This window comes from Pseudomonas sp. SWRI77, assembly GCF_014269105.1.
Classification (GTDB): Bacteria; Pseudomonadota; Gammaproteobacteria; order Pseudomonadales; family Pseudomonadaceae; genus Aquipseudomonas; species Aquipseudomonas capeferrum.
Window position 1 is genome coordinate 77,689 of record NZ_JABWRV010000016.1, and the last position, 26,912, is coordinate 104,600.

At 62.5% G+C, this 26,912-nt stretch carries 25 protein-coding genes and 1 pseudogene; 11 read left to right on the forward strand and 15 right to left on the reverse strand.

Annotated features, from left to right (window positions below):
• Positions 1 to 74 precede the first annotated feature (74 nt).
• From fabV to HU766_RS16570, 5 genes are all read right to left on the reverse strand, one after another.
• Positions 75 to 1,286 (reverse strand): enoyl-ACP reductase FabV, encoded by a 1,212-nt coding sequence (gene fabV, locus HU766_RS16550; RefSeq protein WP_047582624.1) that lies wholly within the window; start codon positions 1,284 to 1,286, stop codon positions 75 to 77.
• 276 nt (positions 1,287 to 1,562) lie between these two features.
• Positions 1,563 to 1,847 carry an XRE family transcriptional regulator gene (locus tag HU766_RS16555; RefSeq protein ID WP_033702926.1) on the reverse strand — a complete coding sequence of 95 codons (285 nt, stop codon included), beginning with the start codon at positions 1,845 to 1,847 and terminating at the stop codon, positions 1,563 to 1,565.
• Between the two features lie 158 nt (positions 1,848 to 2,005).
• Positions 2,006 to 2,332, reverse strand: a complete 327-nt coding sequence (locus tag HU766_RS16560) for a type II toxin-antitoxin system RelE/ParE family toxin (protein WP_186658975.1) — start codon at positions 2,330 to 2,332, stop codon at positions 2,006 to 2,008.
• A 358-nt stretch (positions 2,333 to 2,690) separates the two neighbouring features.
• The gene (locus HU766_RS16565; RefSeq protein ID WP_186658862.1) at positions 2,691 to 3,230 is read right to left on the reverse strand and encodes a cytochrome b/b6 domain-containing protein; all 540 of its coding nucleotides are present in this window, start codon (positions 3,228 to 3,230) and stop codon (positions 2,691 to 2,693) included.
• Entirely contained in the window at positions 3,227 to 3,493 is a 267-nt protein-coding gene (locus HU766_RS16570; RefSeq protein ID WP_186658865.1) for a PepSY domain-containing protein, read from the reverse strand. Before HU766_RS16570 ends, HU766_RS16565 begins: the two co-directional genes overlap by 4 nt.
• 203 nt (positions 3,494 to 3,696) lie before the next feature.
• On the opposite strand from HU766_RS16570, the gene HU766_RS16575 reads away from it, so the two are divergent.
• Positions 3,697 to 4,875 (forward strand): acetyl-CoA C-acetyltransferase, encoded by a 1,179-nt coding sequence (locus tag HU766_RS16575; RefSeq protein ID WP_186658868.1) that lies wholly within the window; start codon positions 3,697 to 3,699, stop codon positions 4,873 to 4,875.
• A gap of 68 nt (positions 4,876 to 4,943) precedes the next feature.
• Here HU766_RS16575 and HU766_RS16580 read toward each other — a convergent pair whose 3' ends face one another.
• Both HU766_RS16580 and HU766_RS16585 read right to left on the reverse strand, forming a co-directional pair.
• Entirely contained in the window at positions 4,944 to 5,663 is a 720-nt protein-coding gene (locus tag HU766_RS16580) for an SDR family NAD(P)-dependent oxidoreductase (RefSeq protein WP_186658871.1), read from the reverse strand.
• Positions 5,664 to 5,750: 87 nt separating this feature from the next.
• Positions 5,751 to 6,872 (reverse strand): annotated as a pseudogene (locus tag HU766_RS16585) (5-methyltetrahydropteroyltriglutamate--homocysteine S-methyltransferase); the annotation flags it as partial.
• 214 nt (positions 6,873 to 7,086) lie between these two features.
• Here HU766_RS16585 and HU766_RS16590 point away from each other — a divergent pair.
• Complete coding sequence (locus HU766_RS16590; RefSeq protein WP_186658874.1) at positions 7,087 to 8,574, forward strand: methylenetetrahydrofolate reductase C-terminal domain-containing protein; 1,488 nt, start codon at positions 7,087 to 7,089, stop codon at positions 8,572 to 8,574.
• Here HU766_RS16590 and yjiA read toward each other — a convergent pair.
• The 3 genes from yjiA to HU766_RS16605 all read right to left on the reverse strand — a co-directional run bounded on the left by yjiA (position 8,534) and on the right by HU766_RS16605 (position 11,871).
• Entirely contained in the window at positions 8,534 to 9,511 is a 978-nt protein-coding gene (yjiA, locus tag HU766_RS16595) for a GTPase (RefSeq protein ID WP_186658877.1), read from the reverse strand. The genes HU766_RS16590 and yjiA overlap by 41 nt on opposite strands.
• 78 nt (positions 9,512 to 9,589) lie before the next feature.
• Positions 9,590 to 9,787 carry a YbdD/YjiX family protein gene (locus tag HU766_RS16600; protein ID WP_027595234.1) on the reverse strand — a complete coding sequence of 66 codons (198 nt, stop codon included), beginning with the start codon at positions 9,785 to 9,787 and terminating at the stop codon, positions 9,590 to 9,592.
• 17 nt (positions 9,788 to 9,804) lie between these two features.
• Entirely contained in the window at positions 9,805 to 11,871 is a 2,067-nt protein-coding gene (locus tag HU766_RS16605) for a carbon starvation CstA family protein (protein ID WP_033702935.1), read from the reverse strand.
• 312 nt (positions 11,872 to 12,183) lie between these two features.
• Between HU766_RS16605 and HU766_RS16610 the strand changes: the two genes are divergently transcribed.
• From HU766_RS16610 to HU766_RS16620, 3 genes are all read left to right on the forward strand, one after another.
• Positions 12,184 to 12,819 carry a lytic polysaccharide monooxygenase auxiliary activity family 9 protein gene (locus tag HU766_RS16610; RefSeq protein ID WP_186658880.1) on the forward strand — a complete coding sequence of 212 codons (636 nt, stop codon included), beginning with the start codon at positions 12,184 to 12,186 and terminating at the stop codon, positions 12,817 to 12,819.
• A gap of 103 nt (positions 12,820 to 12,922) precedes the next feature.
• Positions 12,923 to 13,288, forward strand: a complete 366-nt coding sequence (locus HU766_RS16615) for a PilZ domain-containing protein (RefSeq protein WP_186658883.1) — start codon at positions 12,923 to 12,925, stop codon at positions 13,286 to 13,288.
• Positions 13,289 to 13,553: 265 nt separating this feature from the next.
• Positions 13,554 to 15,071, forward strand: coding sequence for a nucleobase:cation symporter-2 family protein (locus HU766_RS16620; RefSeq protein ID WP_033702938.1), 1,518 nt, complete (start codon positions 13,554 to 13,556; stop codon positions 15,069 to 15,071).
• 79 nt (positions 15,072 to 15,150) lie between these two features.
• Here HU766_RS16620 and radA read toward each other — a convergent pair whose 3' ends face one another.
• A complete protein-coding gene (gene radA, locus HU766_RS16625) occupies positions 15,151 to 16,521 on the reverse strand; it encodes a DNA repair protein RadA (protein ID WP_033702939.1) in 1,371 nt (456 codons plus the stop codon).
• Between the two features lie 177 nt (positions 16,522 to 16,698).
• On the opposite strand from radA, the gene mscL reads away from it, so the two are divergent.
• Positions 16,699 to 17,118: a large-conductance mechanosensitive channel protein MscL gene (gene mscL, locus HU766_RS16630; protein WP_033702940.1), complete on the forward strand. Its 420-nt coding sequence runs from the start codon at positions 16,699 to 16,701 to the stop codon at positions 17,116 to 17,118.
• 30 nt (positions 17,119 to 17,148) lie between these two features.
• Here mscL and HU766_RS16635 read toward each other — a convergent pair whose 3' ends face one another.
• A complete protein-coding gene (locus tag HU766_RS16635) occupies positions 17,149 to 17,925 on the reverse strand; it encodes a ferredoxin--NADP reductase (RefSeq protein WP_033703015.1) in 777 nt (258 codons plus the stop codon).
• A gap of 217 nt (positions 17,926 to 18,142) precedes the next feature.
• Between HU766_RS16635 and HU766_RS16640 the strand changes: the two genes are divergently transcribed.
• On the forward strand, positions 18,143 to 18,850 hold the full coding sequence (locus HU766_RS16640; RefSeq protein ID WP_033702941.1) for an autoinducer binding domain-containing protein: 708 nt from the start codon (positions 18,143 to 18,145) through the stop codon (positions 18,848 to 18,850).
• Positions 18,851 to 18,946: 96 nt separating this feature from the next.
• Entirely contained in the window at positions 18,947 to 20,071 is a 1,125-nt protein-coding gene (locus HU766_RS16645) for a methyltransferase (protein ID WP_186658888.1), read from the forward strand.
• Between the two features lie 32 nt (positions 20,072 to 20,103).
• Here HU766_RS16645 and HU766_RS16650 read toward each other — a convergent pair whose 3' ends face one another.
• The 3 genes from HU766_RS16650 to HU766_RS16660 are packed head-to-tail and all read right to left on the reverse strand — an operon-like array spanning position 20,104 to position 22,716.
• Positions 20,104 to 20,259, reverse strand: coding sequence for a DUF2474 domain-containing protein (locus HU766_RS16650; protein ID WP_033702943.1), 156 nt, complete (start codon positions 20,257 to 20,259; stop codon positions 20,104 to 20,106).
• Between the two features lie 9 nt (positions 20,260 to 20,268).
• Positions 20,269 to 21,276 (reverse strand): cytochrome d ubiquinol oxidase subunit II, encoded by a 1,008-nt coding sequence (gene cydB / locus HU766_RS16655; RefSeq protein ID WP_033702944.1) that lies wholly within the window; start codon positions 21,274 to 21,276, stop codon positions 20,269 to 20,271.
• Positions 21,277 to 21,279: 3 nt separating this feature from the next.
• Positions 21,280 to 22,716 (reverse strand): cytochrome ubiquinol oxidase subunit I, encoded by a 1,437-nt coding sequence (locus HU766_RS16660; RefSeq protein WP_033702945.1) that lies wholly within the window; start codon positions 22,714 to 22,716, stop codon positions 21,280 to 21,282.
• Between the two features lie 354 nt (positions 22,717 to 23,070).
• On the opposite strand from HU766_RS16660, the gene HU766_RS16665 reads away from it, so the two are divergent.
• The 3 genes from HU766_RS16665 (at position 23,071) to trmA (ending at position 26,882) form a co-directional block, all read left to right on the forward strand.
• A complete protein-coding gene (locus tag HU766_RS16665; protein WP_186658891.1) occupies positions 23,071 to 24,291 on the forward strand; it encodes an MFS transporter in 1,221 nt (406 codons plus the stop codon).
• A gap of 213 nt (positions 24,292 to 24,504) precedes the next feature.
• A complete protein-coding gene (locus HU766_RS16670) occupies positions 24,505 to 25,800 on the forward strand; it encodes an NCS2 family permease (protein WP_033702948.1) in 1,296 nt (431 codons plus the stop codon).
• Complete coding sequence (trmA, locus tag HU766_RS16675; RefSeq protein WP_033702949.1) at positions 25,797 to 26,882, forward strand: tRNA (uridine(54)-C5)-methyltransferase TrmA; 1,086 nt, start codon at positions 25,797 to 25,799, stop codon at positions 26,880 to 26,882. The genes HU766_RS16670 and trmA overlap by 4 nt, the downstream gene beginning before the upstream one ends.
• Positions 26,883 to 26,912: the final 30 nt, after the last annotated feature.

The following is a 26,912-nucleotide window of genomic DNA, read 5'->3' on the forward strand; positions in this document are numbered from 1 at the left end:
CCTTGTGGAGCACCGGTGGGAGCGGGCTTGCCCCGCGAAGAGGGCGGTACAGCCCCCTCATGTTTCAGCCGTGCTTACAGCTCGATGCAGTCGAACTTCACATCGGTGGCCACGTCTTCGTCGTAGTTGACGTCAGCGCGCTCGAAGCCGAACAGGTTGAGGAACTGCTTCTTGTAACCGGCATAGTCGGTCAGCTCGAACAGGTTCTCGGTGGTGACTTGCGGCCACATGGCCTTGCAGGCGTCCTGCACGTCATCACGCAGCTCCCAGTCGTCCAGGCGCAGGCGGCTCTTCTCGTCGACTGCGGCCGGGGCACCGTCTGCACGGTACAGGCGATCACGGAACATGCGGTCCAACTGGTCCTGGGTACCCTCGTGAACACCCTTCTCCTGCATGATCTTGAAGACCATCGACAGGTACAACGGCATCACCGGAATGGCCGAGCTGGCCTGGGTGACCACCGACTTCAGCACGGCCACATTGGCGCCGCCCTTGATTTCGCCGGCCAGTTTCTGGTCAAGGCGCAGCGCGGTTTCGTCCAGGTCCTGCTTGGCCTTGCCCAGGGCACCGTGCCAGTAGATCGGCCAGGTGATCTCGGTACCGATGTAGCTGAAGGCCACGGTGCGGGCGCCTTCGGACAGCACGTCGGCACCGGCCAGGGCATCGATCCACAGCTGCCAGTCCTGGCCACCCATGACGGTGACGGTGTCAGCGATTTCCTGCTCGGAAGCCGGCTCGATGCTGGCCTCGATGATGGTGTCCTTGTTGGTGTCGATGGCGGTCGACTTGTACGGCTGGCCGATAGGCTTGAGCGCCGAGCGAATCACTTCACCGGTTTGCGGCAGCTTGCGCACGGGGGAGGCCAGGGAGTAGATGACCAGGTCGACCTTGCCACCCATTTCGTTCTTGATCAGCTCGATGACCTTGGCACGGGCCTCGTCGGAGAACGCATCACCGTTGATCGACTTGCTGTACAGGCCTTCGGCCTTGGCAAACTTGTCGAAGGCGGCGGAGTTGTACCAGCCCGCAGTACCGGCCTTGGTCTCGGTACCTGCTTTTTCGAAGAACACGCCCAGGGTGTCGGCCTTGAAGCCGAACGCTGCGGTGATGCGGGCCGCCAGGCCGTAGCCGCTGGAAGCACCAATCACCAGGACCTTCTTCGGGCCATCCTCGCGCACGCCCAGCTTGCGGGTGGCTTCGATCTGGTCACGGACGTTGAGCTCGCAGCCCTTCGGATGGGTCGTGGTGCAGATGAAACCGCGGACCTTAGGATGAATGATGGCCAATGTCTGTACCTCGTCAGGTTTATGCCAGGGAAGCGCCACCACGGGCGATTCCGATTGATCAGAGGGTGAGACTACCCCCGCCGGTTATCCGACACATATTACGGGGTGATTGGGGGTATACAAAACCCAGGTTGCCGCCGAGTACCGCTTTCAGCCACTGCAGAAACGGCTGCGCCAGTGGATCGTCCTGTTGCACTAACACGCAACGCGCCATGCCTGGCGCACAACTAAAAAGGGCCAGCCAAATGGCCAGCCCTATTGCTTTCAACCGCCTGGTCAGGCCGCCTTGTGCTTCACAGTGATATCAATTTCCAGATTTGCGCTGGCCAGCATGTTCACCAGAGCATCCAGGGAAAATTTGTCGATTTTCCCATTCAGCAGCTCGCTCAAACGCGGCTGTGTTACGTGCAGCTGACGTGCTGCATCTTTCTGTGGGAGGTCCCAAGACTTAACTGTCTTGGTAAGGATACGCATTAGCTTTGCGCGTACCCGAAGGTTCTCGGCGTCTTCTGGCGAGTCAACCAACGCGTCCCACACGGAGGTAGTGCGTTCGTTTGCCATTTTATATGTCCCTCTGTTACGGATTAAGTTGTTTCTTGCACAAAGCAATTCGTAAGTTAATCGAGTGGGCCCTAGGTCTAGAACTTTACCCCTTGCCGTGAGGGAAGGGGTATCCAAGTCCTTTACCCCCAGCATTGGCAGGGGATAGCAGCAGTCCATCAGTCCAGCGACTTGTACCGAGCCTTACCCAGGTCGATATCGCGCTTTTCCGTCTTTTCAGTGGTCTTGCGAAACGCATGCAGGACGTATACCGCTTCCGGCCGGTTTACCACATAAAACACGCGAAAAGCCCCGTCTTTGCATTTGATACGGATTTCCCGCACCCCCTGCCCTACGCTTTCCATTGGTTTCCAGTCGTTAGGTTCATCACCGTACTGGATCAGCTCCAGCTGGTAACCAGCCCGCTGTTTCGCACCCTCCGGGAAATCCCGCAGGTCTTCCCTACTGCTGCCAACCCATTCGAGGGGCTTTTGCTCGTCTTGTATGGGACAAACTTCTTAATCGTTCGTGACAAAAATGTTGAGTGCTCATCATGAGATCCATCCTGGTATTGGTAAGGGAGGCTGAGTACCCGGCGTGCCTATCGTGGGGCTCAAATGCGCGGGGTTAGCGACATCAGCAAGGCGCTGATTATATCGGTTTCGAGATAACATCAAGCTCCCGTCACGATTTTTATATCGATATCGACATACGACAAAGACACCACCGCCCAGCCTACAGGCTCTACCGTGTGGGATTTTGAAGAGCGTCGGGGCATGGAGCGCCATTGCGGCAGGGGGTGACGGCATCTATTGCGCGACCCATCAGTGCTCGGCGGTGTAGGTGGCCGCGAGCGTAAAACGCTCACTGATCTTCCGGTAATCGTCTCCGGCCGGTGATCATCGACAAGGGCAGGTTCTCGCCCAGGCGCAGGCTTTCGACGATGGCTGCCAATACATGCACGCAGACCAACGCCAGCACCGCGTCGGCCAGAAAGCTGTGCAGGCTCATCGGCCAGTCGGCGCCCCACAGGGCGTCGACCTCTTGCGACGCCCAACCGGTCAGGCCCAGGCCCGCGATGCCGGTGAGCATCAGCAGCATCACCAGGGCGCCGATCGGCGAATGCCCCAGGCGATGGTAGGGCTGCCCGCTTATCAGCGCGCGGGCGTGGGCGGCCAGGCGCGCCGGGGTCGGCCAGAAGTCGGCCCAGCGCGCGCTTTGCGGCCCGACGAAGCCCCAGACCAGGCGCAACATCACGCACGCCAGCCCGTAATAGCCCAGCCACTGGTGCCAGTCGTCGCCCTCTTCATTGAAAAAATAATCCGCGAAGAACACCGTGGCCAACGACAGGTGGCACAGCCGCAGGAGCGGGTCCCACAGCTGTACCGTGGGGCGGGCCTTCAATCGTGGTACTCGGTCTTGACCGCCTTGCCGCTGATCGGGTCATGGTAGATCTCGATCTTGCGGCCATCCTTGTCGAAACCATAGATTTCGTAGCAGTTGCCTTTAGTGACCTTGAACTTGCTGATCTTGTAGCCCTGATCCTTGAGCTGGGCCTGGAACTTGCCCGGGTCTTGCCAGGTGCTTTTGTCTGCAGTGGTGCACTGGGTGGCGGCGAATGCTGTGCTGCTGCCGATCAGGAGGGTAAGAGCGATCAAGATGCGCATGGCCATGAGCTCCGTTGCGTTGAGTGAAACAGCACGACATCCAGCTTAGACCCAGGGTCAGCGCCTTGCCTGCAGGGCCGGCATCATTCATTTGCTTTCCAGAACAATCGCAAAGAAAAACAAACTTAACAAATGAACCAAACCCGCCGATGCTGACAACATCCTGCCCTCGCGGCGCCCACCCTTGCACGGAGAACAACAACATGAACGACGTGGTCATCGTCGCCGCCACCCGTACCGCCATCGGCAGCTTCCAGGGCGCCTTGGCCACAGTGCCCGCCGTCGACCTCGGCGCAGCCGTGATCAAGCGCCTGCTGGAACAGACCCAACTGGACCCTGCCCTGGTCGACGAAGTGATCCTCGGCCAGGTACTCACCGCCGGCGCCGGCCAGAACCCGGCCCGCCAGGCCGCGATCAAGGCCGGCCTGCCCTACAGCGTGCCCGCGCTGACGCTCAACAAGGTCTGCGGCTCGGGTCTCAAGGCCCTGCACCTGGCAGCCCAGGCTATTCGTTGCGGTGACGCCGAGGTGGTGATTGCCGGCGGCCAGGAAAACATGAGCCTGGCCCCCTACGTCATGCCTTCGGCCCGCACCGGCCAGCGCATGGGCCACGGTCAACTGGTCGACAGCATGATCACCGACGGCCTGTGGGACGCCTTCAACGACTACCACATGGGCATTACCGCCGAGAACCTGGTGGACAAGTACGGCCTCAGCCGTGAACAACAGGACGCCTTCGCCGCCGAGTCCCAGCGCAAAGCCGTGGCCGCGATCGAGGCCGGCCGATTCAAGGACGAGATCACGCCGATCGTGATGCCGCAGAAAAAGGGCGAGCCCACGGTCTTCGAGCGCGACGAACAACCCCGCCCAGGTACCACTGCCGAGTCCCTGGGCAAGTTGCGCGCAGCCTTCAAGAAAGAGGGCAGCGTGACGGCCGGCAATGCTTCCAGCCTCAATGATGGCGCCGCTGCCGTATTGCTGATGAGTGCAGCCAAGGCCAAGGCCCTGGGCTTGCCGGTGCTGGCGAAGATCGCGGCCTATGCAAGTGCGGGCGTGGACCCGGCGATCATGGGTATGGGCCCGGTTTCGGCTACCCAACGCTGCCTGGACAAGGCGGGCTGGCAGCTGGCGGACCTGGACCTGATCGAAGCCAACGAGGCCTTTGCCGCACAGGCGTTGGCGGTGGGCAAGGCCCTGGAATGGGATGCGGCGCGGGTCAATGTGAATGGCGGGGCGATTGCCCTGGGCCACCCGATCGGTGCGTCGGGGTGCCGGGTGCTGGTGACCCTGTTGCACGAGATGATCAAGCGAGATGCCAAGAAAGGGCTCGCCACGTTGTGCATTGGTGGTGGCCAGGGGGTAGCGCTGGCGATCGAGCGTTGATCCGTCATTGATGCCTGCAGGCCCGGCCTCTTCGCGAACAAACCCGCGAAGAGGCCGGGCCTGGTTACTCAGAAGCGCTCATCGGCAATCGCTGGCAGTGTCAGCTCACGCACATAACTGGCCGCCGACAGTTCCAGCATCGTGCGCACCATCAGCACCACATCGTGCAGCGGAATCAGCCCCCCTTCCCCGCGCGCCGCGGCTTCTGCCACTGGCACATCCAAGCCATCCTCGGTGTTCAGGTAGCCCAGGTTCAGGCACGTCACACCAAGCCCCTGCTCGCGATACCCTTCACGCAAGGCTTCAGCAATACCGCGCAGGGCAAACTTGGACGCGGCAAAGGTCACTTCAGGGCGCCCGCTTTGCGGCAGACCCGAGGTGGAACCGGTAAGCAGGATCCGTGGCTTTTCGCTTTCGAGCAGCATCGGCAGCAAGCGCTTGATCAGCAGGATGGTGGCCGTGATGTTGCAGTCGACCATGCCTTGCAGTTCGGCATCGCGGTCGGCAAGAAAGCTGTAGTGCTCGGCAAACGCCTCGGCTTCCCACAGCCCGAGGTTGTAGATGAGGGTATCCACGCCACCGCCCGCCAGCGCCTGGGCAATGGCCTCGACGGCGGCGGCCGGCTGAGCGAGGTCGGCCGCGATCCACTGCACCTCCACATCCTTGCTGGCCACCACCCGCTCGGGGCGCGAGCGGGACACGCCGATCAGCGTATCGCCCGGTTTGCCCAGCCCTTCCATGAAGGCCTTGCCCAGCCCCTTGCTGGCGCCGACTACCAGAACTCTCATCGCATCATTCCCTGTCGATTACCTTTCGAGCCGGCATTATAAGCACCCGTAGCGGCCCGATGATCAAGCCGTGGCGCGCAACGCGCGGGCAGCCTCTGGCGCGTCGAGCGCTTTGCTCAGCGCGGCCACTTCCTGGCACTTCTGCACGGCGAAGGCCAACCCGCCTTTGCGCTCGGCGTCGAGCTGGTCTTCACAGGCCAGCCCCAATGGGTTGTGCAACAGCGAGCAGGACGGCGCGACCCACAGGCGGTCACCCAGGCGTTCGGCCGCGTGCTGCAGCACAGCCAGGGCTTTTTCCAGGTCGCAGGCCGAGACACTACAGCCGTCGACCAGGCCCAACGACAGGATCTTGTAAGCCGGCAGGCGGTCGAGCAGGGTCGGGTACTGGTCTGGCGCACGCACCAGGTCGATGTGCAGGCCATCGACGGGCAGGTTCGCCGCCAGGCCCAGGTTTTCTTCCAGGCCACCAAAGTAGGTGGCGATCAGTTTTTTCAGCGGCGCACGTTGCAGGATGTTGTAAACGCGCTCGTAGGCATTTTTCCATTCTTGCGGCAAATCCAGCACCAGGATCGGCTCGTCGATCTGCACCCATTCAACGCCCTGTGCGGCCAGGCGGTTGAAGATTTCGTCGTACAGCGGCAACAACCGGTCGACCAGCTCAAGCTTGTCGACGTCGGCGCCTTGGGCCTTGCCCAGCCACAGATAGGTCAGCGGGCCGATCAGCACGGGTTTGACCGCATGGCCCAGGGCCTTGGCTTCTTCGACCTCTTCGAACAGTTGCTCCCAGCTCAGGGCAAACTGTTGGTCGGCGGTGAATTCCGGTACCCGGTAGTGATAGTTGCTGTCGAACCAGCGGGTCATTTCCTGGGCGTGGGCACCGCTGCTGTCGCTGCGCTCGGTCGTGCCTCGCGCCATGGCAACCACGGTTTGCAAAGTGGGCTTGGCACCGTCGTGGCCGCGAAAGCGCTGCGGGACGACACCGAAGGTCAGCGAATGGGTCAGCACCTGGTCGTGCCAGGCGAAATCGCCCACCGGCAGCAGCTCGATGCCGGCGTCCTTCTGCACCTGCCAATGGCTGGCACGCAGCGCGCGGCCCACAGCGCGCAGGCCGGCTTCGTCGAGTTCACCTTGCAAGAAGGCTTCCTGGGCTTTTTTTAGTTCGCGATCATGGCCGATGCGTTGAAAGCCCAGGGAATGTGCCAGTGCCATGTCTCGTGCCTCAGAATGTCTAAATGAATGTGGGCATTTTCGGGACCAACGAGCGCTGAGACAAACTCATTTAATTTGATATGAAATCAAGATTTACTCATGTTGATGTGTCCACCTGCATGTCTCGTTCAGAGCAGCACCCTACGCATCCGGACATGACCCCATCGGCCCTTTGCCGCACAATGCCACCCTGCCCCAACCCGGTGCCCGATCCATGAGCCTGCTGAAAACGGCGCTGCACGAAAAAACCTTCGTCTGCGTCATGGAGTTCGTCCCCAAGCCCTCGGCGGAACGTTTCGCCGCCATGGAAGCGATCATGGCCCGTGCGCACCTGTGTGGCTGGCCGATGACCCTGGCCATCGGTGATCGCGTCGGCAGCCCATTGGACCTGTCGCCCCTGGACGCCCTCGCCAGCTTCAGCTCACCCGTGCCTGCCCTGCCGCACTTTTCTGGCAAGGACCGCGAACGGCACCACTTGCTGGCGCAACTGCAACGCATGGATGCCGACGGGCTTGACCAACTGCTGCTGCTCACTGGCGACCGCCTGCCTGGGCATCAACCCGCAGAGCGTCCGGTGCGCTACCTGGAATCGGTGGCCGCCCTGCAGCTCGCGCGCCAGGCTTGCCCACACTGGTTGCTCGGTGCCGCGCTCAACCCATTCAAGTACTGCGAGGAAGAAGGCGGCGCGCAGTACTTCAAGGCCGAGAAAAAACTGGCTGCGGGCGCCGACTTCCTGACCCTGCAGCTGGGCTTCGATGCCAGCAAGCACCAGGAAGCCCAAACCTGGATGAACCGCCAGCCGCACCCGAAACCCTTGCTGGCCTGCCTGATGAGCCTTACCCATGGCCGCGCCGCAATGCTCGATCACGTGGCTGGCGTGACGGTCACGCCGTCCATGCGCGACATGCTCGAAGCGGAAGCAGCCGTGTCCAAGGCCCACGCCCAGGCGCGCAGCGTCGACCGGCTGGCGCTGCAGGTGATTGGTGTAAAACTGATGGGCTACGCCGGGGTGCACGTGTCGGGCATTCACGAACTCAAGCAGCTGTTGGCCCTGGAACAACGCATCGAACACTGGCAAACGCAGATCCACTCACTGGAACAGTGGGCGCCAGCCTGGGCGGCCAGTTGGCAGGTGCCCGGCCTGCCTGCCGTGGTCTTTCATCCACCGTCAGCGAGCTGGCGCCAGGGCGAGTCGAAGGTCAGCGCGTCGAACAAAGAGAAGGCGCGGTACCACCTGCTGCACGCGTCCCATGCCTTGCTGTTCAGCCGCAGCAACTGGCTGAGCCAGGCATTCGGCTGGGCCGTTCGCCAACCGTTGTGGGCAACAGCCCGCGGTGCGCGCGTGCTGCACGGGGTGGAGCGTGCGCTGAAGCGACCGCTGGTGGGCTGCGATACCTGCGGCCGCTGCCGCCTCGAAGACACCCTCTACATCTGCCCGGAAACCTGCCCCAAGGGCCTGGCCAACGGCCCCTGCGGCGGTACCTCGCTGAACCGCTGCGAATTCGGCGACCGCGAATGCATCCACAGCGTCAAGTACCGCACCGCCAAGGCCGTGCGGCAGACGGCTGTGCTCACCGAGCGGCTGATCCCGTGCATCGAAGTGCAAACCCGCCACCGCAGTTCATGGCCGGCCTGGTTCGCGGCCCAGGCACCTCACCGGCTCAAGCCCTGCTCAAAGCCTCGAACCCAGCCCGAATCGTAGCCTCGGGCAGGTCATCGGCAATGAACACCAGCACGCTTTCGCGGGCCTCGCCTGCTGCCCATTCGGCATCCCAGTCAAAGCCGTAGAGCTTGAGCACGCCCTGAAACACCAGGCGACGATCGTCCCCGGCAATGTTCAGCACGCCCTTGTAACGCAGCAATTGCTTGCCGTGGGTTTCCAGCAGCGCGTTCATGAAGTCGCTGAGGCGGTCGATGTCCAGCGGGGTGTCGGTGCGCAACACCAAGGTCGAGATACGGTCCGGGGTGGCCGGCTTGAGCACCGGGCGCAGGGCCGGCTTGAGGCTGGCGCCCAGGTCGGTATTGAGGTTGAAACCGCGCACATCGAGTAGTTCGGCCAAGTCGATGCGCCCCTGTTCGACCACACGAATGGCGGCACGGCCGTTGATGCGCGACAGGCGCTCGCGCAGGGCATCCACCGCCGCAGGTTCGACCAGGTCGGTCTTGCTCAGCAGCAGGCGGTCGGCAAAACCGACCTGGGCCTGGGCAATGGCCTGGGTCAGGTGCAGATCGGCATGGGCGGCGTCGACCAGGGTGATGATGCCGTCGAGGATGTAGCGATCACGCAGGTCCTCGTCGATGAAAAAGGTCTGCGCAACCGGTGCAGGGTCGGCAAGCCCGGTGCATTCGATCACCAGGCGGTCGAAGGCGATCTCGCCGGCGTCCAGGCGCTCCAGCAGCAGGTACAGGGCGCGGGTGAGGTCACCATGGATGCTGCAGCACACGCAGCCGTTGGCCAGGGTCATGACCTGTACCGGCTCGTCGCCCAGCAGCTGGCTGTCGATACCGGCCTCGCTGAACTCGTTCTCGATCACGGCGATCTTCAGGCCGTGCTCGGCCTTGAGCATGTGCTTGAGCAAGGTGGTCTTGCCGGCACCCAGAAAGCCGGTCAGTACGGTGACGGGAATAGGCGATTGCACGCAAAAAGCTCCTGAAGCTGAAAATGAATGTGGGAGCCCGGCTGCCCGGGCTCCCACAGGTTCACAGGTGTTGCAGGCTCAACAGCACTTGGGCCCGGACTTGCCACCGTAACGCGCTTCCTGGCGTTCACGGAAGAACGCCTCGTAGCTCATCACCGGTTTGTCCGGGTGCTTGTTCTGCATGTGTTCGACATAGTTGTCGTAGTCGGGCATGCCGACCATCAGGCGGGCTGCCTGCCCCAGGTACTTACCCAGTCGACCCAGGTCGTTGAACATAGCTGCAGTCCTCTCGTTTACGCGTCAGGCAGCGCCTGGAACGGGGTTTCCTTGTCGGTGCGTTCCTTGCGGCCCCAGGCGGCGTAGCCGACCTTGATGGCGAAGAACAGGATGCTGAACACCACCAGCAGGAACAGAATCGTCAGGCCCGCGTTGGTGTAGGCGTTGTAGATCACGTGCTGCATCTGCCCGATGTCCTTGGCCGGGGCCAGTACCTGGCCGGCGTCCAGCGCAGTGCTGTACTTCTTGGCCAGGGCCAGGAAGCCAACGGCCGGGTTCGGGTCGAACAGCTTGATCAGGCCTGCAGCAGTGGTACAGATCAGCAGCCACACGGCCGGCACCAGGGTGACCCAGATGTAGCGCTGACGCTTCATCTTGATCAGCACCACAGTACCGAGCATCAAGGCGATACCGGCCAGCATCTGGTTGGAGATGCCAAACAGCGGCCACAAGGTGTTGATGCCACCCAGCGGGTCGATCACGCCCTGGTACAGCAGATAACCCCACATTGCCACGCAGCCAGCGGTGGCGAGCAGGTTGGCACCCCACGATTCGGTGCGTTTGAGCGCCGGCACGAAGCTGCCCAGCAGGTCCTGCAGCATGAAGCGCCCGGCACGGGTACCGGCGTCCACGGCGGTGAGGATGAACAGGGCTTCGAACAGGATCGCGAAGTGATACCAGAAGGCCATGGTGTTCTCACCCGGCAGCACCTGGTGAAGGATCTGCGCGATACCCACCGCCAACGTTGGCGCACCACCGGCACGGGCCAGCACGGTGTGCTCGCCAATGTCGCGGGCAACCGCTTCGAGCTGCTCAGGGGTGATCAGGAAGCCCCAACTGCTGACCGTCTGCGCCACCGTAGCAACGTCGGCGCCAACCACCGCAGCCGGGCTGTTCATGGCGAAGTACACGCCAGGCTCGATCACCGAGGCGGCGACCATGGCCATGATGGCGACGAACGACTCCATCAGCATGCCGCCGTAGCCGATGTAACGGGCGTTGGTTTCGTTATCCAGCAGCTTGGGCGTGGTGCCCGAGGAGATCAGCGCGTGGAAGCCCGATACCGCACCGCAGGCGATGGTGATGAACAGGAACGGGAACAATGTGCCCTTCCAGACCGGCCCAGTACCGTCGGTGAACTGGGTCAGGGCCGGCATTTTCAGCTCTGGCGCGATGATCAGGATACCGATGGCCAGGCCAACGATGGTGCCGATCTTGAGGAAGGTCGACAGGTAGTCACGCGGTGCCAGCACCAGCCATACCGGCAGTACGGCAGCGACGAAGCCATAACCCACCAGCATCCAGGTGATCTGCACGCCGGTGAAGGTGAACGCCGGGCCCCAGACCGGGTCCGCAGCGATCACGCCGCCCAGCCAGATCGACGCCAGCAGCAGCACCACGCCGACCACCGAAATCTCGCCGATGCGGCCCGGGCGGATATAGCGCATGTAAATGCCCATGAACATCGCGATCGGGATGGTCGCCATCACCGTGAACATGCCCCATGGGCTCTCGGCCAGGGCCTTGACCACGATCAGCGCCAGCACCGCGAGGATGATGATCATGATCAGGAAGCAACCGAACAGGGCGATGGTGCCCGGGATCCGGCCCATTTCCTCGCGCACCATGTCGCCCAGCGAGCGACCGTTGCGGCGGGTAGACATGAACAGGACCATGAAGTCCTGCACTGCACCGGCCAGCACAACGCCGGCGATCAGCCAGAGCGTGCCGGGCAGGTAGCCCATCTGCGCGGCGAGTACCGGGCCCACCAGTGGGCCGGCGCCGGCAATAGCGGCGAAGTGGTGGCCGAACAGGATGTGCTTGTTGGTCGGGACGTAGTCCAGGCCATCGTTGTTGAGCACCGCCGGGGTGGCTCGGCGCGGGTCGAGTTGCATCACCTTGGTGGCGATGAACAGGCTGTAGTAGCGGTAGGCGACCAGGTAGATGGCCACTGCCGCGACCACGATCCACAAGGCGTTGATCGCCTCGCCGCGACGCAGGGCGACAACACCCAGCGCGCAGGCTCCTATGACCGCCAACGCCAGCCACGGGATGTGGCGTAGCAGGCTGTTATTGTTGTTCATGGCATGCTTCCAGCTAAGTGGTTGGAATAGACAGCCCCTTGAGTCTAGGGCCTGCTTGACGGCTTTACCATCCCGATTTGGCGCTCAGCCACTGACCAGCACGCGCTCTAGCACGCTGCTACCCGAACTACCCGCAGTCCGTGGCGACAACGTTACTTCGGCTGACCTGTCATTTCTGCCAGTTGCGCAGGGAGGCCCCCGCGCATTCAATGATCAGGCAAACCCGTTGTCACGACATGACGCACGGGTTCAAGTGCGCAAACGCTCGAACCGTGCGTCGAACATTTGATAACCAGCAAGCAGGGACCGATGATGACTCAGGATAAGAGCAGCTCCACGTGTGACTCAGACTCAATCGAACTCAAACATGGCTCGATCTCGACGCCCAAGTCCCGAGCGACTTTCGCTGAAGAGAGACGCCTCATTGAGGGAAATCTTCACAACGGCATCGAAAGCGGCAAATTCTTCCCTCAGACCACGGGCGGGCTGGCCGATCCCTACGCCAAGGACGACGTGAGAAGTATGGCGCCACCGGTCGATGGCAAGATTGCCAGCGGCGAGAGGCAGGGCGCTGCCTACCTGGACCGCACAGATGTCGACTGGGACAAGCATGACGTTACCAGCGACACACCGCTGGAGTTCGTCTGGAGCTTCAGCGCGCGCCACAAGTACCGCCGTTTCAACTACTTCATCACCAAAGCCGGATGGAACCCGACTCAGCCGCTTTCGCGTGCACAGTTCGAATCTGAACCCTTCGCCACTTTCCTCAATGAACGCCAACCCTATTGGAGTTACTCGGACGAAGAAATGTGGCCGGAGCAGCCGACCAGACACACCCTGACGTTGCCTGAGCGCGACGGTTATCAAGTGCTGCTTGGGGTATGGGAAATTGCCGAGACCGATAAAGCCTTCTATCAGGTGGTTGACCTGAATTTCGTCTCCAAGTAAGGGTGGCACCGGGCGACGCCCGCAGACGGTACCTTGTCGCTCGCCCTCAGGCAGAAAAGGCCATGGCTGGTCTATAGTCAGAACATCTGACGAGGGGCCCGCCATGACCACTTCTTCCAACAATCGCCGACGCTTCCAGCGCATAGACTTCGACGCCCCCACCGAACTGCGCCAGGGTGACCGCCGCTGGCCGGTCAAACTGCTTGACCTGTCGCTCAAGGGCCTGCTGGTCGAGCGCCCCCAGCCGTGGAATGCCGACCTCTCACAGGACTTCGATGCGATCATCCACCTTGACCCGCATACCCACGTGCGGATGCAGGTGGAGCTTCGTCATGAAGAAGCACAGCGCCTGGGCTTCGTCTGCCTCTACATCGACCTCGATTCGATGAGCCATTTGCACCGTCTTGTAGAACTGAACGTGGCCGACAGCACCGAAATGATGCGTGAGCTGCGAGAACTCATCGAATAATGGGATCTCTTAGCTAGCTAACATCCTTCCCACCTAGCGTTTCCTGTCTACCCAGACAGCTTTAAGCCTGGGTAGCAGCTCTTTGTACACACCCCTCTAATACAGCCTTTCATGACTTGGTACGCGTTCTGCATTGGGTTTCAGGCCACCCTGAAGCCGGGCTTGTTCGCGCTCCGATCAAAATATTGTATACAATTCTTGTAGCAATCAATTGTAGGAAGTGTCTACAGTAGCGGCACAACAATAAACGCAGAGAGCCTGCTCCATGACTACGTCCCCTAGCACGTCTCCCGCCAAGCGCCCCGAGGATGAAAACCTCGGCCTTGGGGCCAACCTGGCCTATGGTCTGCAGCATGTGTTGACCATGTATGGAGGGATCGTTGCGGTACCCCTGATCCTGGGGCAGGCCGCGGGCCTGAATGGTGCCGAAATCGGCATGCTGATCGCCGCGTCATTGTTTGCCGGAGGCCTGGCCACCTTGCTGCAGACGCTTGGCCTGCCATTCTTCGGTTGCCAGTTGCCGCTGGTGCAGGGCGTATCGTTCGCCGGCGTGGCAACCATGGGCGCCATTCTCAGCAGCGAAGGCGGTGGTGGCCTGCCGGGTGTGCTGGGTGCGGTCATGGCGGCCTCGTTCATCGGCTTCCTGATCACGCCGGTGTTCTCGCGCATCACCAAGTATTTCCCACCGCTGGTAACCGGCATCGTCATCACCACCATCGGTTTGACCCTAATGCCGGTGGCCGCACGCTGGGTGATGGGCGGCAACAGTGCTTCGCCGGAGTTCGGCAGCGTGGCCAACATCGGCCTGGCGGCACTGACCTTCGCCATCGTGCTGCTGCTGAGCAAACTGGGCAGCGCGACCATCTCGCGCCTGTCGATTCTCCTGGCCATGGTGTTTGGCACCCTGATCGCCTGGGCGCTGGGCATGACCGACTTCAGCAAGGTCACCCAAGGCCCGATGTTCGCCTTCCCCACGCCGTTCCATTTCGGCATGCCGGAATTCCACATCGCCGCGATCCTGTCGATGTGCATCGTGATCATGGTGACCCTGGTGGAAACCTCGGCCGACATTCTCGCGGTGGGCGACATCATTGAAACCAAGGTCGACTCCAAGCGCCTGGGCAATGGCCTGCGTGCCGACATGGCGTCGAGCATCCTGGCACCGATCTTCGGCTCGTTCACCCAGAGCGCCTTCGCCCAGAACGTCGGCCTGGTGGCCGTGACCGGGGTCAAGAGCCGCTACGTGGTGGCCACCGGTGGCGTCATTCTGGTGGTGCTCGGCTTGCTGCCGGTCATGGGCCGGGTAATTGCCGCCGTGCCTACCCCGGTATTGGGCGGCGCGGGCATCGTGCTGTTCGGCACCGTGGCAGCCAGCGGCATCCGTACCCTGTCCAAGGTCAGCTACAAGAACAACGTCAACCTGATCATCGTCGCCGCTTCGCTGGGCTTCGGCATGATCCCGATTGCCGCACCGACCTTCTACCACCACTTCCCGAACTGGTTCGAGACCATCTTCCACTCGGGCATCAGCTCGGCGGCGATCATGGCGATTCTGCTGAACCTGATCTTCAACCACTTCACCACTGGCAACTCGGACCAGCAGTCGGTATTTGCCGCAGCCTACGAACGCACCATCCAGTATTCGGACATTTCTGCACTGCGCGATGGCGATTACTTCAAGGATGGCAAGCTGTTCGATGCCGAGGGTATTGAAGTGCCGATGCTGGAGCTGGACGAGCATGGCAACGAGGCGCCCAGGCGCAGCCCGGTTGCCGAGCATTGACCGCTGATTGAGCGGTTAAGCAAGGGGAGCCGATGCGCATCGTCGGCTCCCCTTTTTGTTTGCCTTTACAGGCAATACATCACTCGAACAGGGCATCCAAAGCCTGTTCCAGCCGGGTCACGGCGATCACCTGCAACCCTGCCGGCGGCTCCTTGGGCGCATTGCCCTTGGGCACGATGGCCCGCTTGAAGCCATGCTTGGCCGCCTCTTTCAGCCGCTCTTGGCCACTGGGCACCGGCCGCACCTCGCCCGACAAGCCAATCTCGCCAAACACCAGCAACCCATGGGCCAACGGCCGGTTGCGCAGGCTGGACATCACCGCCGCCAACAAAGCCAGGTCAGAAGCCGTCTCCAGCACCTTCACGCCGCCCACCACGTTGAGGAACACATCCTGGTCATGGGTAGGAATGCCGCCATGCCGGTGCAGTACCGCCAACAACATGGCCAGGCGGTTCTGGTCCAGGCCCAGGGTCACCCGCCGCGGGTTGGCCAGGTGGCTGTCATCGACCAGCGCCTGCACCTCGACCAGCATCGGCCGAGTGCCCTCCCAGGTGGCCATCACCACACTGCCCGGCACCTCTTCCTGGGTGCGATTGAGGAAGATCGCCGAAGGGTTCGAAACCTCCTTGAGGCCGCGGTCGGTCATGCCGAATACGCCCAGTTCGTTGACCGCACCAAAGCGGTTTTTCACCGCCCGCAGCAGGCGCAGGCGGCCATCGGACTCGCCCTCGAAATACAGCACGGTGTCGACCATGTGCTCCAGCACCCGCGGCCCGGCCAGCGAGCCTTCCTTGGTGACGTGGCCCACCAGGAAGATGGCCGTGCCGCTCTGCTTGGCGTAACGCACCAGCAACGCCGTGCTCTCGCGCACCTGGGCCACGCCACCGGGCGCTGATTGCAGCTGTTCGGTGAAAATGGTCTGGATCGAGTCGATGACCATGACTCGGGGCTTTTCCTGGCGAGCCGTGGCGATGATGGTCTCGATACAGGTTTCGGTCATCACCTTGAGCTGGTCCTGGGGCAGGCCCAGGCGGCGCGAGCGCATCGCCACCTGCTGCTGCGACTCTTCGCCGGTGACATACAGCGCAGGCATGTGCACGGCAATGTTGCACAGGGTCTGCAACAGAATGGTCGACTTGCCGATACCCGGGTCACCGCCGATCAGCACCACCGAGCCATCGACCAAACCGCCACCCAGCACGCGGTCCAGTTCGCTGCTGCTGGTGGTGAAGCGCGGGATCTCTTCCACGCTGACTTCGGCCAGGGTCTTGATCTGCGCCTGTTGCCCGGTCCAGCCGGCCCGGCCACTGCTGGGTGCCGCCGCCCCGCCGCTCTCGATCATGGTTTCGACCAGGGTGTTCCAGGCCCCGCATTCGCCGCACTGGCCGGCCCATTTGGGGAAGGTCGCGCCGCATTCGGTGCAGCCATACAAGCGCTTGGCCTTGGCCATGGGCGGTTTCTCCTGGAAAAAACCGCCATGATAGCCGAGCGAGACGTGTCTCGAACGCTTCGGCGTGCGACAAAACTATTCGTTCTAACCGCAGTCACTACCCCTGAACACAACGCATGAAGCGTTTTAGTGGCTTACACTGCGTTAACCTCACCATTTGTTACAAAGGAATCGAACATGGGCATGATCAGTGAGTTCAAGGCCTTCGCGGTCAAAGGCAACGTCGTCGACATGGCGGTCGGTATCATCATCGGCGCGGCCTTCGGCAAGATCGTCTCGTCCTTCGTGGGTGACGTAGTCATGCCACCACTGGGCCTGTTGATCGGTGGCGTGGACTTCAGCGACCTGGCCATTACCTTGAAGGCTGCAGAAGGCGACGTTCCGGCAGTAATGCTGGCCTACGGCAAGTTCATCCAGACCGTGATCGACTTCTTGATCGTTGCGTTCGCCATCTTCATGGGCGTGAAGGCGATCAACCGCCTGAAGCGCGAAGAGGCCGTGGCACCGAGCGCGCCACCCGTGCCAAGTGCCGAAGAGACGTTGCTGACCGAAATCCGCGACCTGCTCAAGACGCAGAACCAGAACCGCCTGCCTTGAAGGTGCCGGGGCCGCGTTGCGGCCCCCGTGTCACCAGTAGTTTTCTACCGCCACCTGCCCTGGCCGCTTGCTCAGGCTCAACTGCAGATCACGCGCCTTGAGCACCTTGCGCGTTTCATCGATCATCTCCGGGTTGCCGCAGAGCATCACACGTGAATGCTCGGGCGACAGCGCAAGCCCCGCCGCCTTCTCCAGCTCACCGTTCTCGATCAACGTGGTAATGCGTGCATTCAACGCGCCCGGATGCTGCTCACGGGTCACTATCGGGATGAACTGCAATTTGCCGGCGTGCTCCGCCAGGTAGTCGCGCTGCTCCAACTCGGCGATTTCCTTCACGTAGGCCAGCTCCTTCGCTTCGCGCACCGAGTACACCAGCTTGATGCTGTCGAAACGCTCCCAGGCCTCGAAGTCCTGCAGGATGGACATGAACGGTGCAATGCCGGTGCCGGTGGCCAGCAACCACAGGTCGCGGCCGCCAATGAAGCGATCGAGTGTCAAAAAGCCAAAGGCCTGCCGGTCGATCAGCAGGCTGTCACCCTCGCCCAGCCGGCTCAGCTCGCTGGTGAACTCCCCGCCGGGCACCACGATCGAGAAGAAGTCGAGGTACTCGTCATGGGGCGCGCTGACCATGGAATAGGCGCGCCACACCACACTGCCATCGGCCTTGGTCACCCCGAGACGAGCAAACTGGCCGGCCCGGAAGCGAAAGCCCGAATCGCGTGTTACCCGCAGGCTGAAGAGGTTCGGCGTCAGTGGCTGAACATCGAGCAGGGTCTGGCGGGTGAACTTTTCGGCGCTGGCAGTCATATCGGGCTCCAAGGTTGACGTGCGCACAGTGTCGCGCAAAGCGGCCTGGATAAAAACCACCCGTTTGTAAGGCCTCACCACCTCGATGCTGCCGATGTCGCAGACAAACATGATCGCTATAACAAAAAATTCCCAACGCTTTAGTAGGTTTTTCCTACAATGATGCGGGTATGCAAACGGATTGGATCCTGTTGCCCCATCCATAGGAGCGTTACGGATGCCTCACTGGAAACCCGAGCATCTCCATCAATTTGTCAGCGAGCGGTGCCCGCGCAAGTTGTTCAACATCGCTGTGCATCTGGTGCAAGACTTGGGTATGGAACACCTGGGGCTGAACATTCGCATCCAGATTGCCACGCAGACACCCCGGCTTTACCTCTACAGCAATTATCCAAGCGAATGGATCGAGCGCTATCAGCGCGATGATTTCTACAAGCAAGACCCAGCCGCACGCTTGAGCCATGGTCAGACCACACCTGTATTGTGGACCGACGAACTGTATTGCGAGGCCCCGCAATTTCGCGAGGCTGCCTGCCAGCACGGGCTGCGTCATGGTTGGACACAGTCGCTGCACGACCTGCAGCACAATGAAAGCCAAGTCAGCGTCGCCAGGCCAGCAGGCCAGATTGCAATCAACGAACTCTACGAAAAAGCCGCCAGCGTGCAGTGGCTGTGCCACACCCTGCACTCGGTACTGTGCGAGCACCACCTGGACGCGCTCTGCCCGCCTCAGCCGAAAATGAGCGAGCGGGAGCTGGAAGTGCTGAGGTGGTCAGCTGCAGGCAAGACCGCCGCCGACGTTGCCTCCATCCTGTCGCTGTCACAAAGTACGGTCAACTTCCATATCCGCAGCGTGATCACCAAGACCAACGCCTCCAACAAGGCAGGCGCCATCGCCATAGCCGCCCTGCGTGGGTGGATCTGACAGCCCCCCCTGCGACTACCGGCAAAGCCCTGTAGAATGGCACGGCAAAGCCCGCGGCGATCCGCAACGGGCAGATTCGTACCCGAGCCAGACGCCATGCCCTTGTTGACCACCCCCTACGCCGAACTCGACCTGATCCGCCAGCCGGACCAGGCCAACGAACCTCTGCAGGCATTCGACGCCGCTGACGAGTACCTGCTCGCGCACTTGCATGAGCAGGCGCCTGACGCCAGCTGCCGGGTATTGGTGCTCAATGACAGCTTCGGTGCCCTGGCCGCCAGCCTGGCCGGGCAGCTTGCAGTGACCAGCAGTGGCGATTCGCACCTGGCGCACCTGGCCTTGGAAAAAAACCTCGCGCGCAACGGCAAGCCGTTCGACAGCGTGCCGTTCGTACCGGCCAGCGAACCGTGGCAGGGTCCGTTCGACCGGGTGCTGGTACGCGTGCCCAAGACCCTGGCCTTACTCGAGGAGCAACTTATTCGTCTGCAGGGCCACCTGGCGCCCGGCGCGCAGGTGATTGCCGGGGCGATGATCAAGCACCTGCCCCGTGCCGCCGGTGAGCTGATGGAAAAGTACATCGGCCCGGTTCAGGCCTCGCTGGCGCAAAAGAAGGCCCGACTGCTGACGGCCACCGATGCCGAGCGCCCGGCCGCGCGCTCGCCCTACCCTAGCCGCTATCAGCTCGAAACGCCGGCTCTTGAGCTGCTCAACCACGCCAACGTGTTCTGCCGCGATGGCCTGGATATCGGCACCCGTGCCTTTCTCCCGCACCTGCCGCGCAACCTGGGCCAGGCCCGTGTCGCCGACCTTGGCTGCGGCAACGGCGTCCTGGCGATCGCCAGCGCACTGGCCAACCCCGAGGCGCATTACACGCTGGTCGACGAGTCGTACATGGCGGTGCAATCGGCGCGGGAAAACTGGCAGGCGGCACTGGGCGAGCGCCCGGCATTGATGCTGGCGGCCGATGGTTTGGCGGGGGTAGAAAAGCAGTCGCTGGACGTGGTGCTGTGCAATCCGCCGTTCCACCAGCAACAGGTGGTGGGCGACTTCCTCGCCTGGCGCATGTTCCAGCAGGCCCGGGAGGCACTGGTGGTAGGCGGTGCGTTGTATATCGTCGGTAACCGTCACCTGGGTTACCACAGCAAGCTGGCGCGGCTGTTCCGAGGGGTGGAACAGGTGGCGGCAACGCCGAAGTTCGTGATTCTCAAGGCCCGCAAGTAAGTGGCTGGGGCCGCTTGGCGGCCCCAGCCCCTTTAATGGGTAGTCAGCCCGGCTGCCCCCATGAACAGCCGCATTACCCAGGCCGCCACCCCCAGGGCCGCCACGCTCATCGCCCAGATCAGCACCAGCCAACCCAGCCGCTGCCACAAGGGCTTTTTCTCTTCTACACCATGCTTGCCGGTCATCATGCGGCCCTCCTAGTGATAGCCGTCTTCGTGAGTCACCTTGCCGCGGAACACGTAGTAGCTCCAGAAGGTATAGCCAAGGATGAACGGCAGGATGAACAACGTCCCCACCAGCATGAACCCTTGGCTCTGCGGCGGCGCCGCTGCATCCCAGATCGAGATCGACGGCGGGATGATGTTCGGCCACACACTGATACCCAGGCCGCTATAGCCGAGGAACACCAGCACCAGGGTCAGCAGGAACGGCGTGTAGTTGGCATTGCGCGCGACTGCCTTGAGCAACCCGTAGAAGGTCACCAGCACCAGGATCGGCACCGGCATGAACCAGATCAGGTTGGGCATGCTGAACCAGCGATCGGCAATCTGCGGGTAGGCGAGCGGCGTCCACAGGCTGACGATGCCGATTACCACCAGCAGCACCAGCGCCAGCGGCCTTGCCAGGTCATGCATCTGCAGTTGCAGCGGCCCCTCGGTCTTCATGATCAGCCAGGTGCAGCCCAGCAGGGTGTAGGCGACGATCAGGCCCAGGCCGCTGAACAGGCTGAACGGGGTCAGCCAGTCGAGCGTGCCACCGGCATAGTGGCGGTCGACCACCTTGAAGCCCTCGATGAACGCGCCCAGGGCAACCCCCTGGAAGAAGGTGGCGATCAGCGAACCCCAGATGAACGCCTTGTCCCAGATGTGGCGCTTGTCGTCCTTGGCCTTGAAGCGGAACTCGAAGGCCACGCCACGGAAGATCAGCCCGATCAGCATGAGTATTAGCGGCAGGTACAAGGCTTCGAGCACCACCGAATAGGCCATCGGGAAGGCCCCGAACAGCCCGGCGCCGCCCAGCACCAGCCAGGTCTCGTTGCCGTCCCATACCGGGGCGACGGTGTTCATCATCACATCACGGTCACGCTCGCCCTTGACGAAGGGGAAGAGCATGCCGATGCCCAAATCGAAACCATCCATCACCACGTACATCATGACGCCGAAGATGATGATCACGGCCCAGATCAGCGGAAGGTCGATACCCATGGCTCAGTTCCCCTTGCTCAGGCTGGCAGTGTCGGCCTCATGGCCATCATCGGCGGCGGACAACGGCCGCGCCGGCGTGCGTTTCTGGCCTGGGCCACCCGGGTTGGGTTCATCACCCTCGCCCGTCTGCGGCCCTTTGCGCACCAGGCGCATCATGTAGCCAAGGCCGGTGCCGAACAGCGCGAAGTACACCACCACGAACGCCACCAGGGTAAAGCCGAGCTGCGCATAACTGTGGTTGGACACCCCTTCGGAGGTGCGCATCAGGCCATACACCACCCACGGCTGGCGGCCGATTTCGGTGGTGAACCAACCCGCAAGGATGGCGACAAGGCCAGAGGGGCCCATCCACAAGGTCAGGTACAGGAACGGCCTGGAGCTGTAGAGCGTGCCGCGCTTGCGCAGCCACAGGCTCCATAGGCCAACGAAGATCATCAGCAAGCCCAGCCCGACCATGACCCGGAACGACCAGAACACGATGGTCGAGTTAGGCCGGTCCGCCGCCGGGAATTCCTTCATCGCCGGCACTTGCTTGTCCAGGCTGTGAGTCAGGATCAGGCTGCCAAGCGCTGGGATCTCGACCTTGAAGCGCGTGGTCTCGGCTTTCATGTCGGGGATGCCGAACAGGATCAGCGGGGTCGGCTCGCCCGGCACGTTCTCCCAATGGCCTTCGATGGCCGCGATCTTCACGGGCTGGTGCTTGAGCGTGTTGAGGCCGTGGAAGTCACCGATCACCGCCTGGACCGGCGCGACGATCAGCGCCATCCACATGGCCATCGACAGCATCTTGCGCACGGCCGGGTTGTCACGCCCGCGCAGCAGGTGCCAGGCCGCCGATGCACCGACGAAGAAGGCGGTGGCGACGAACGCGGCGGTGGCCATGTGCATCAACCGGTAGGGGAACGAGGGGTTGAAGATCACTGCCAGCCAGTCCACCGGCACCACCCGGCCATCGATGATTTCGTGGCCTTGCGGGGTCTGCATCCAGCTGTTGGACGCCAGAATCCAGAAGGTCGAGACCAGCGTGCCAAGCGCCACCATGACCGTGGCGAAGAAGTGCAGGCCACGGCCCACACGGTTCCAACCGAACAGCATGACGCCCAGGAAGCCTGCCTCGAGGAAGAACGCCGTCAGCACCTCGTAGGTCAGCAAGGGGCCGGTGACGGCGCCGGCAAAATCGGAGAAGCGGCTCCAGTTGGTGCCGAACTGATAGGCCATGACCAGGCCAGAGACCACGCCCATGCCGAAGTTGACGGCGAAGATCTTCGACCAGAAGTGGTAAAGGTCACGGTAGACCTGGTGGTGGGTCCGCAGCCAAAGGCCTTCAAGGACCGCCAGATAGCTCGCCAGACCAATGGTGATGGCCGGGAACAAGATGTGAAAGGACACGGTAAACGCAAACTGGATTCGGGCGAGATCTAGGGCCTCTAAACCGAACATAGTGCTTCCTCTTCAGATAATCCGGCGTTCGGGCTCGTGGCCTTTGCGCCTACTGCCCCCACGGTATCGAGTGCGGCGAGTTTGAATTGTTCTGTGCAATCGCAGGGATTCCGGCCCAAGGGCCACATCGTTGCCGGTTCGTTGCAAATACAACGATTGATCCAGATCAACGACTGACTGCAAGCATAGTCCTGAATAGCCAGCCGGGCCGTGTGGTTGATTGCCGCGTGACCTGTTGCCCCACCCTCTTTCAGAACCTGTGAAAAAGTGCCGATCACGGCAAACAGTAACTGCTTGTTACAAACAGATGATAATCTGCCGGCCCCTCTACTGCGCCGAGGCCACAGGTTTCCGATGCCCGATTCCGCACCGCAGTTGTTGCGCCATCATCGCCCCTTCCTCGCCTTCTGGCTGGCCCGTGTGTTCACCGCCAGCGGCTTCCAGATGCTCACCGTGGCCATTGGCTGGCACCTCTACCAGCTCACCGGCAATGTGCTCGACCTGGGCCTGGTCGGCCTGGTCGAATTCGCCCCACGGGTGCTGTTCATGCTGCACACTGGGCATGTCGCCGACCGCTATGACCGGCGCAAGGTCGCTGCCCTGTGCCAAAGCCTGCAGGGGCTGATTGCCCTGGCGCTGGTAGTGGGCAGCGCCACCGACAACGTCAGCCGCGAGCTGATCTTCGCCCTGGCCTTCCTGCTGGGCGCCACGCGCTCGTTCGAGATGCCGGCCACCCAGGCCCTGCTGCCCAATGTGGTGCCGCCGGGGTTGTTCCCACGGGCGGTGGCGGCCTCGGCCTCGGCGACCCAGGCAGCCACCATCGTCGCCCCGGCGGTGGGCGGGTTGCTGTATGCCTTCGGCAGTATCTGGGTGTACGGCCCGACCGTGGCGCTGTACGCCATTGCCTGTGCGCTGACATTGAGCCTGGACGCACGCCAGCAAGTGGCCCAGCGTGGCCGTGCCAGCCTGGAGTCGCTGCTGGCCGGCATCCGCTTCATCCGCAGCCGGCCAGACATCCTCGGCGCCATCTCGCTGGACCTGTTCGCCGTGCTGCTGGGCGGTGCCACCGCGTTGTTGCCGGTGTTCGCCAAGGACATCCTGCTGACCGGCCCCTGGGGCCTGGGCCTGCTGCGCTCGGCACCGGCGGTGGGGGCGTTGCTGATGTCGCTGTGGTTGGCGCGCTTCCCGTTCGAGCGCAAGGTAGGCCGCACCATGTTCACCGCCGTGGGCGTGTTTGGCGTGGCGACCATCGCATTTGGCCTGTCGACGTCGTTCTGGTTCTCGCTGGCGGTGCTGGTGTTACTGGGCGCGGCGGACATGATCAGCATGGTCATTCGCAGTTCGTTCGTGCAACTGGAGACGCCAGATGAGATGCGCGGGCGGGTGAGCGCTGTGAACGGGCTGTTCATCGGTGCCTCGAACCAGCTCGGTGAATTCGAATCGGGCGTCACCGCGCACTGGTTTGGCACAGTGCCGGCGGTGGTGCTGGGGGGCGTGGGCACGCTGGTGGTGACCGGGGTGTGGATAAAATTGTTCCCGACCCTGGCCAAGCGCGACCGCTTGCACAGCGGTTGATGGCTCGGCGGTACTGGCCTCTTCACCGCTAAACCCCACTGCCACAGGCGATGGAAAAGCCATTCCCCGAAGGCCATAGGCCCCTGCCGAGCATGCTGGTATGATGCGCGGCTTTTTTCCGCCCCAGATAAAACCACGGCAACCGGTACGGTCTGTGCTTTGCTGATGGGGTCGATACATATCACGGCGCCGGGGGCGCCTTGGGGAGCGGGCATGCTGGAAAGGCTGTTTCAACTAAAAGCACACGACACCAATGTGCGCACCGAGATTCTTGCGGGCGTCACCACCTTCCTGGCCATGGCCTACATCCTGTTCGTCAACCCCAGCATCCTGGGCGAGACCGGCATGGACAAAGGTGCGATCTTCGTCGCCACCTGCCTGGCCGCGGCCATCGGTTCGGCGACCATGGGCCTGATCGCCAACTACCCGATCGCGCTGGCGCCGGGCATGGGCCTGAACGCCTTCTTCACCTATACCGTGGTTCTGCACATGGGCCATACCTGGCAGGTTGCGCTGGGTGCGGTGTTCCTGTCGGCGGTGATGTTCTTCCTGTTGTCGATCTTCCGCATCCGCGAATGGATCGTGAACAGCATCCCGCTGCCGCTGCGCTCGGCCATTGCCGCAGGCATCGGTTTGTTCCTGGCATTGATTGCCCTGCATAACGCGGGCATCGTCGTCGATAACCCGGCCACCCTGGTGGGCATGGGCGACCTCAAGCAGCCCTCGGTGATCCTCGCCACGCTGGGCTTCTTCCTGATCGTCGGCCTTGAGTCGCTGAAGGTGCGCGGCGCGGTGCTGATCGGCATCCTGGCCGTCACTGTCGCGTCGATCGCGATGGGCGTCACGCCGTTCGGCGGCATCGTGTCGATGCCCCCTTCGCTGGCACCGACCTTCCTGCAACTGGACATCGCCGGTGCCCTCGATGTGGGCCTGATCAGCGTGATCTTCGCCTTCCTGTTCGTCGACCTGTTCGACAACTCCGGCACCCTGATCGCCGTGGCCAAGCGCGCCGGCCTGATGGGCAAGGACGGCCACATGCCGAAGATGGGCCGCGCCCTGATCGCCGACAGCACCGCGGCCATGGCCGGTTCGCTGCTGGGCACCTCGACCACCACCAGCTACATCGAATCGGCTGCCGGCGTGAGCGCGGGCGGGCGTACCGGCCTGACCGCCATCGTGGTGGCCGTGCTGTTCCTGCTGGCGCTGTTCTTCGCACCGCTGGCCGGTAGCGTACCGGCCTTCGCCACGGCCCCGGCGCTGCTGTTCGTCGCCGTACTGATGGCTTCGGGCCTGGCGGAAATAAACTGGGATGACGTCACCGAAGCCGCGCCCGTGGTGGTGACGGCCCTGGCCATGCCACTGACCTACTCGATCGCCAACGGCATCGCCTTCGGCTTCATTTCCTGGACTGCCATCAAGCTGATTTCCGGCCGCCACCGCGACCTGAACCCGGCCCTGGTGATCCTTTCCATCCTGTTCGTCATCAAGCTGGGCTGGTTCAACGCATGAGTGCTGCTTTCGACCCCTCCTCCTACGCCACCCAGCTGGACGCCAAGGTTGCCCGGCTGCGCGAGCTGCTAGCGCCGTTTGGCGCGCCGGAACCGGCTGTTTTCGATTCGCCGCGCGAGCACTACCGCCTGCGCGCCGAGTTCCGCCTGTGGCGCGAGGACGGTCAGCGCCACTACGCGATGTTCGCCCCAGGCGAGAAGCACAAGGCGATCCTGATCGACGACTTCCCCATCGCCAGCGAGCGCATCAACCTGCTGATGCCGCGCCTCAAGGCGGCCTGGCAGGCCAGCGAGGCACTGAGCAACCGGCTGTTCCAGGTGGAGTTCCTTACCACCCTGGCGGGCGATGCGATGGTCACGATGTGCTACCACCGCCCGCTGGACGAGGCCTGGGAAGTGGCCGCACGGCAGCTGGCCGAAGACCTGGGGGTGAGCCTGATCGGCCGCTCCAAGGGCAAGCGCCTGGTGATCGGCCGTGATTATGCGGTGGAGCAACTGGACGTGGCGGGCCGCGTATTCAGCTATCGCCAGCCAGAAGGCGCGTTCACCCAGCCCAACGGCGCGGTGAACCAGAAGATGCTGAGCTGGGCCTACGACGCCATTGGCGAGCGCGACGATGACCTGCTGGAGCTGTACTGCGGCAATGGCAACTTCACCTTGCCGCTGGCCACCCGCGTGCGCCAAGTGCTGGCCACCGAGATCAGCAAGACGTCGGTCAATGCAGCGCTGAGCAACCTCGATGAGAACGGTGTGGATAACGTGCGGCTGGTGCGGCTGTCGGCTGAAGAGCTGACCCAGGCACTGAACGAGGTGCGGCCGTTCCGCCGGCTGGAAGGCATCGACCTGAAAAGCTATACGTTCGGCACCGTGTTCGTCGACCCGCCGCGTGCCGGCATGGACCCGGACACCTGCGAGCTGACCCGGCGTTTCGAGCGCATTCTGTACATCTCGTGCAACCCGGAAACGCTGGCGGCGAACATCGCCCAGCTGCAAGATACCCACCGTATCGAACGCTGCGCGCTGTTCGACCAGTTCCCGTATACCCATCACATGGAAAGCGGGGTGCTGCTGGTTCGGCGCTGATCCGTGTCGCGTTGGGGCCTGGCCGGCCCC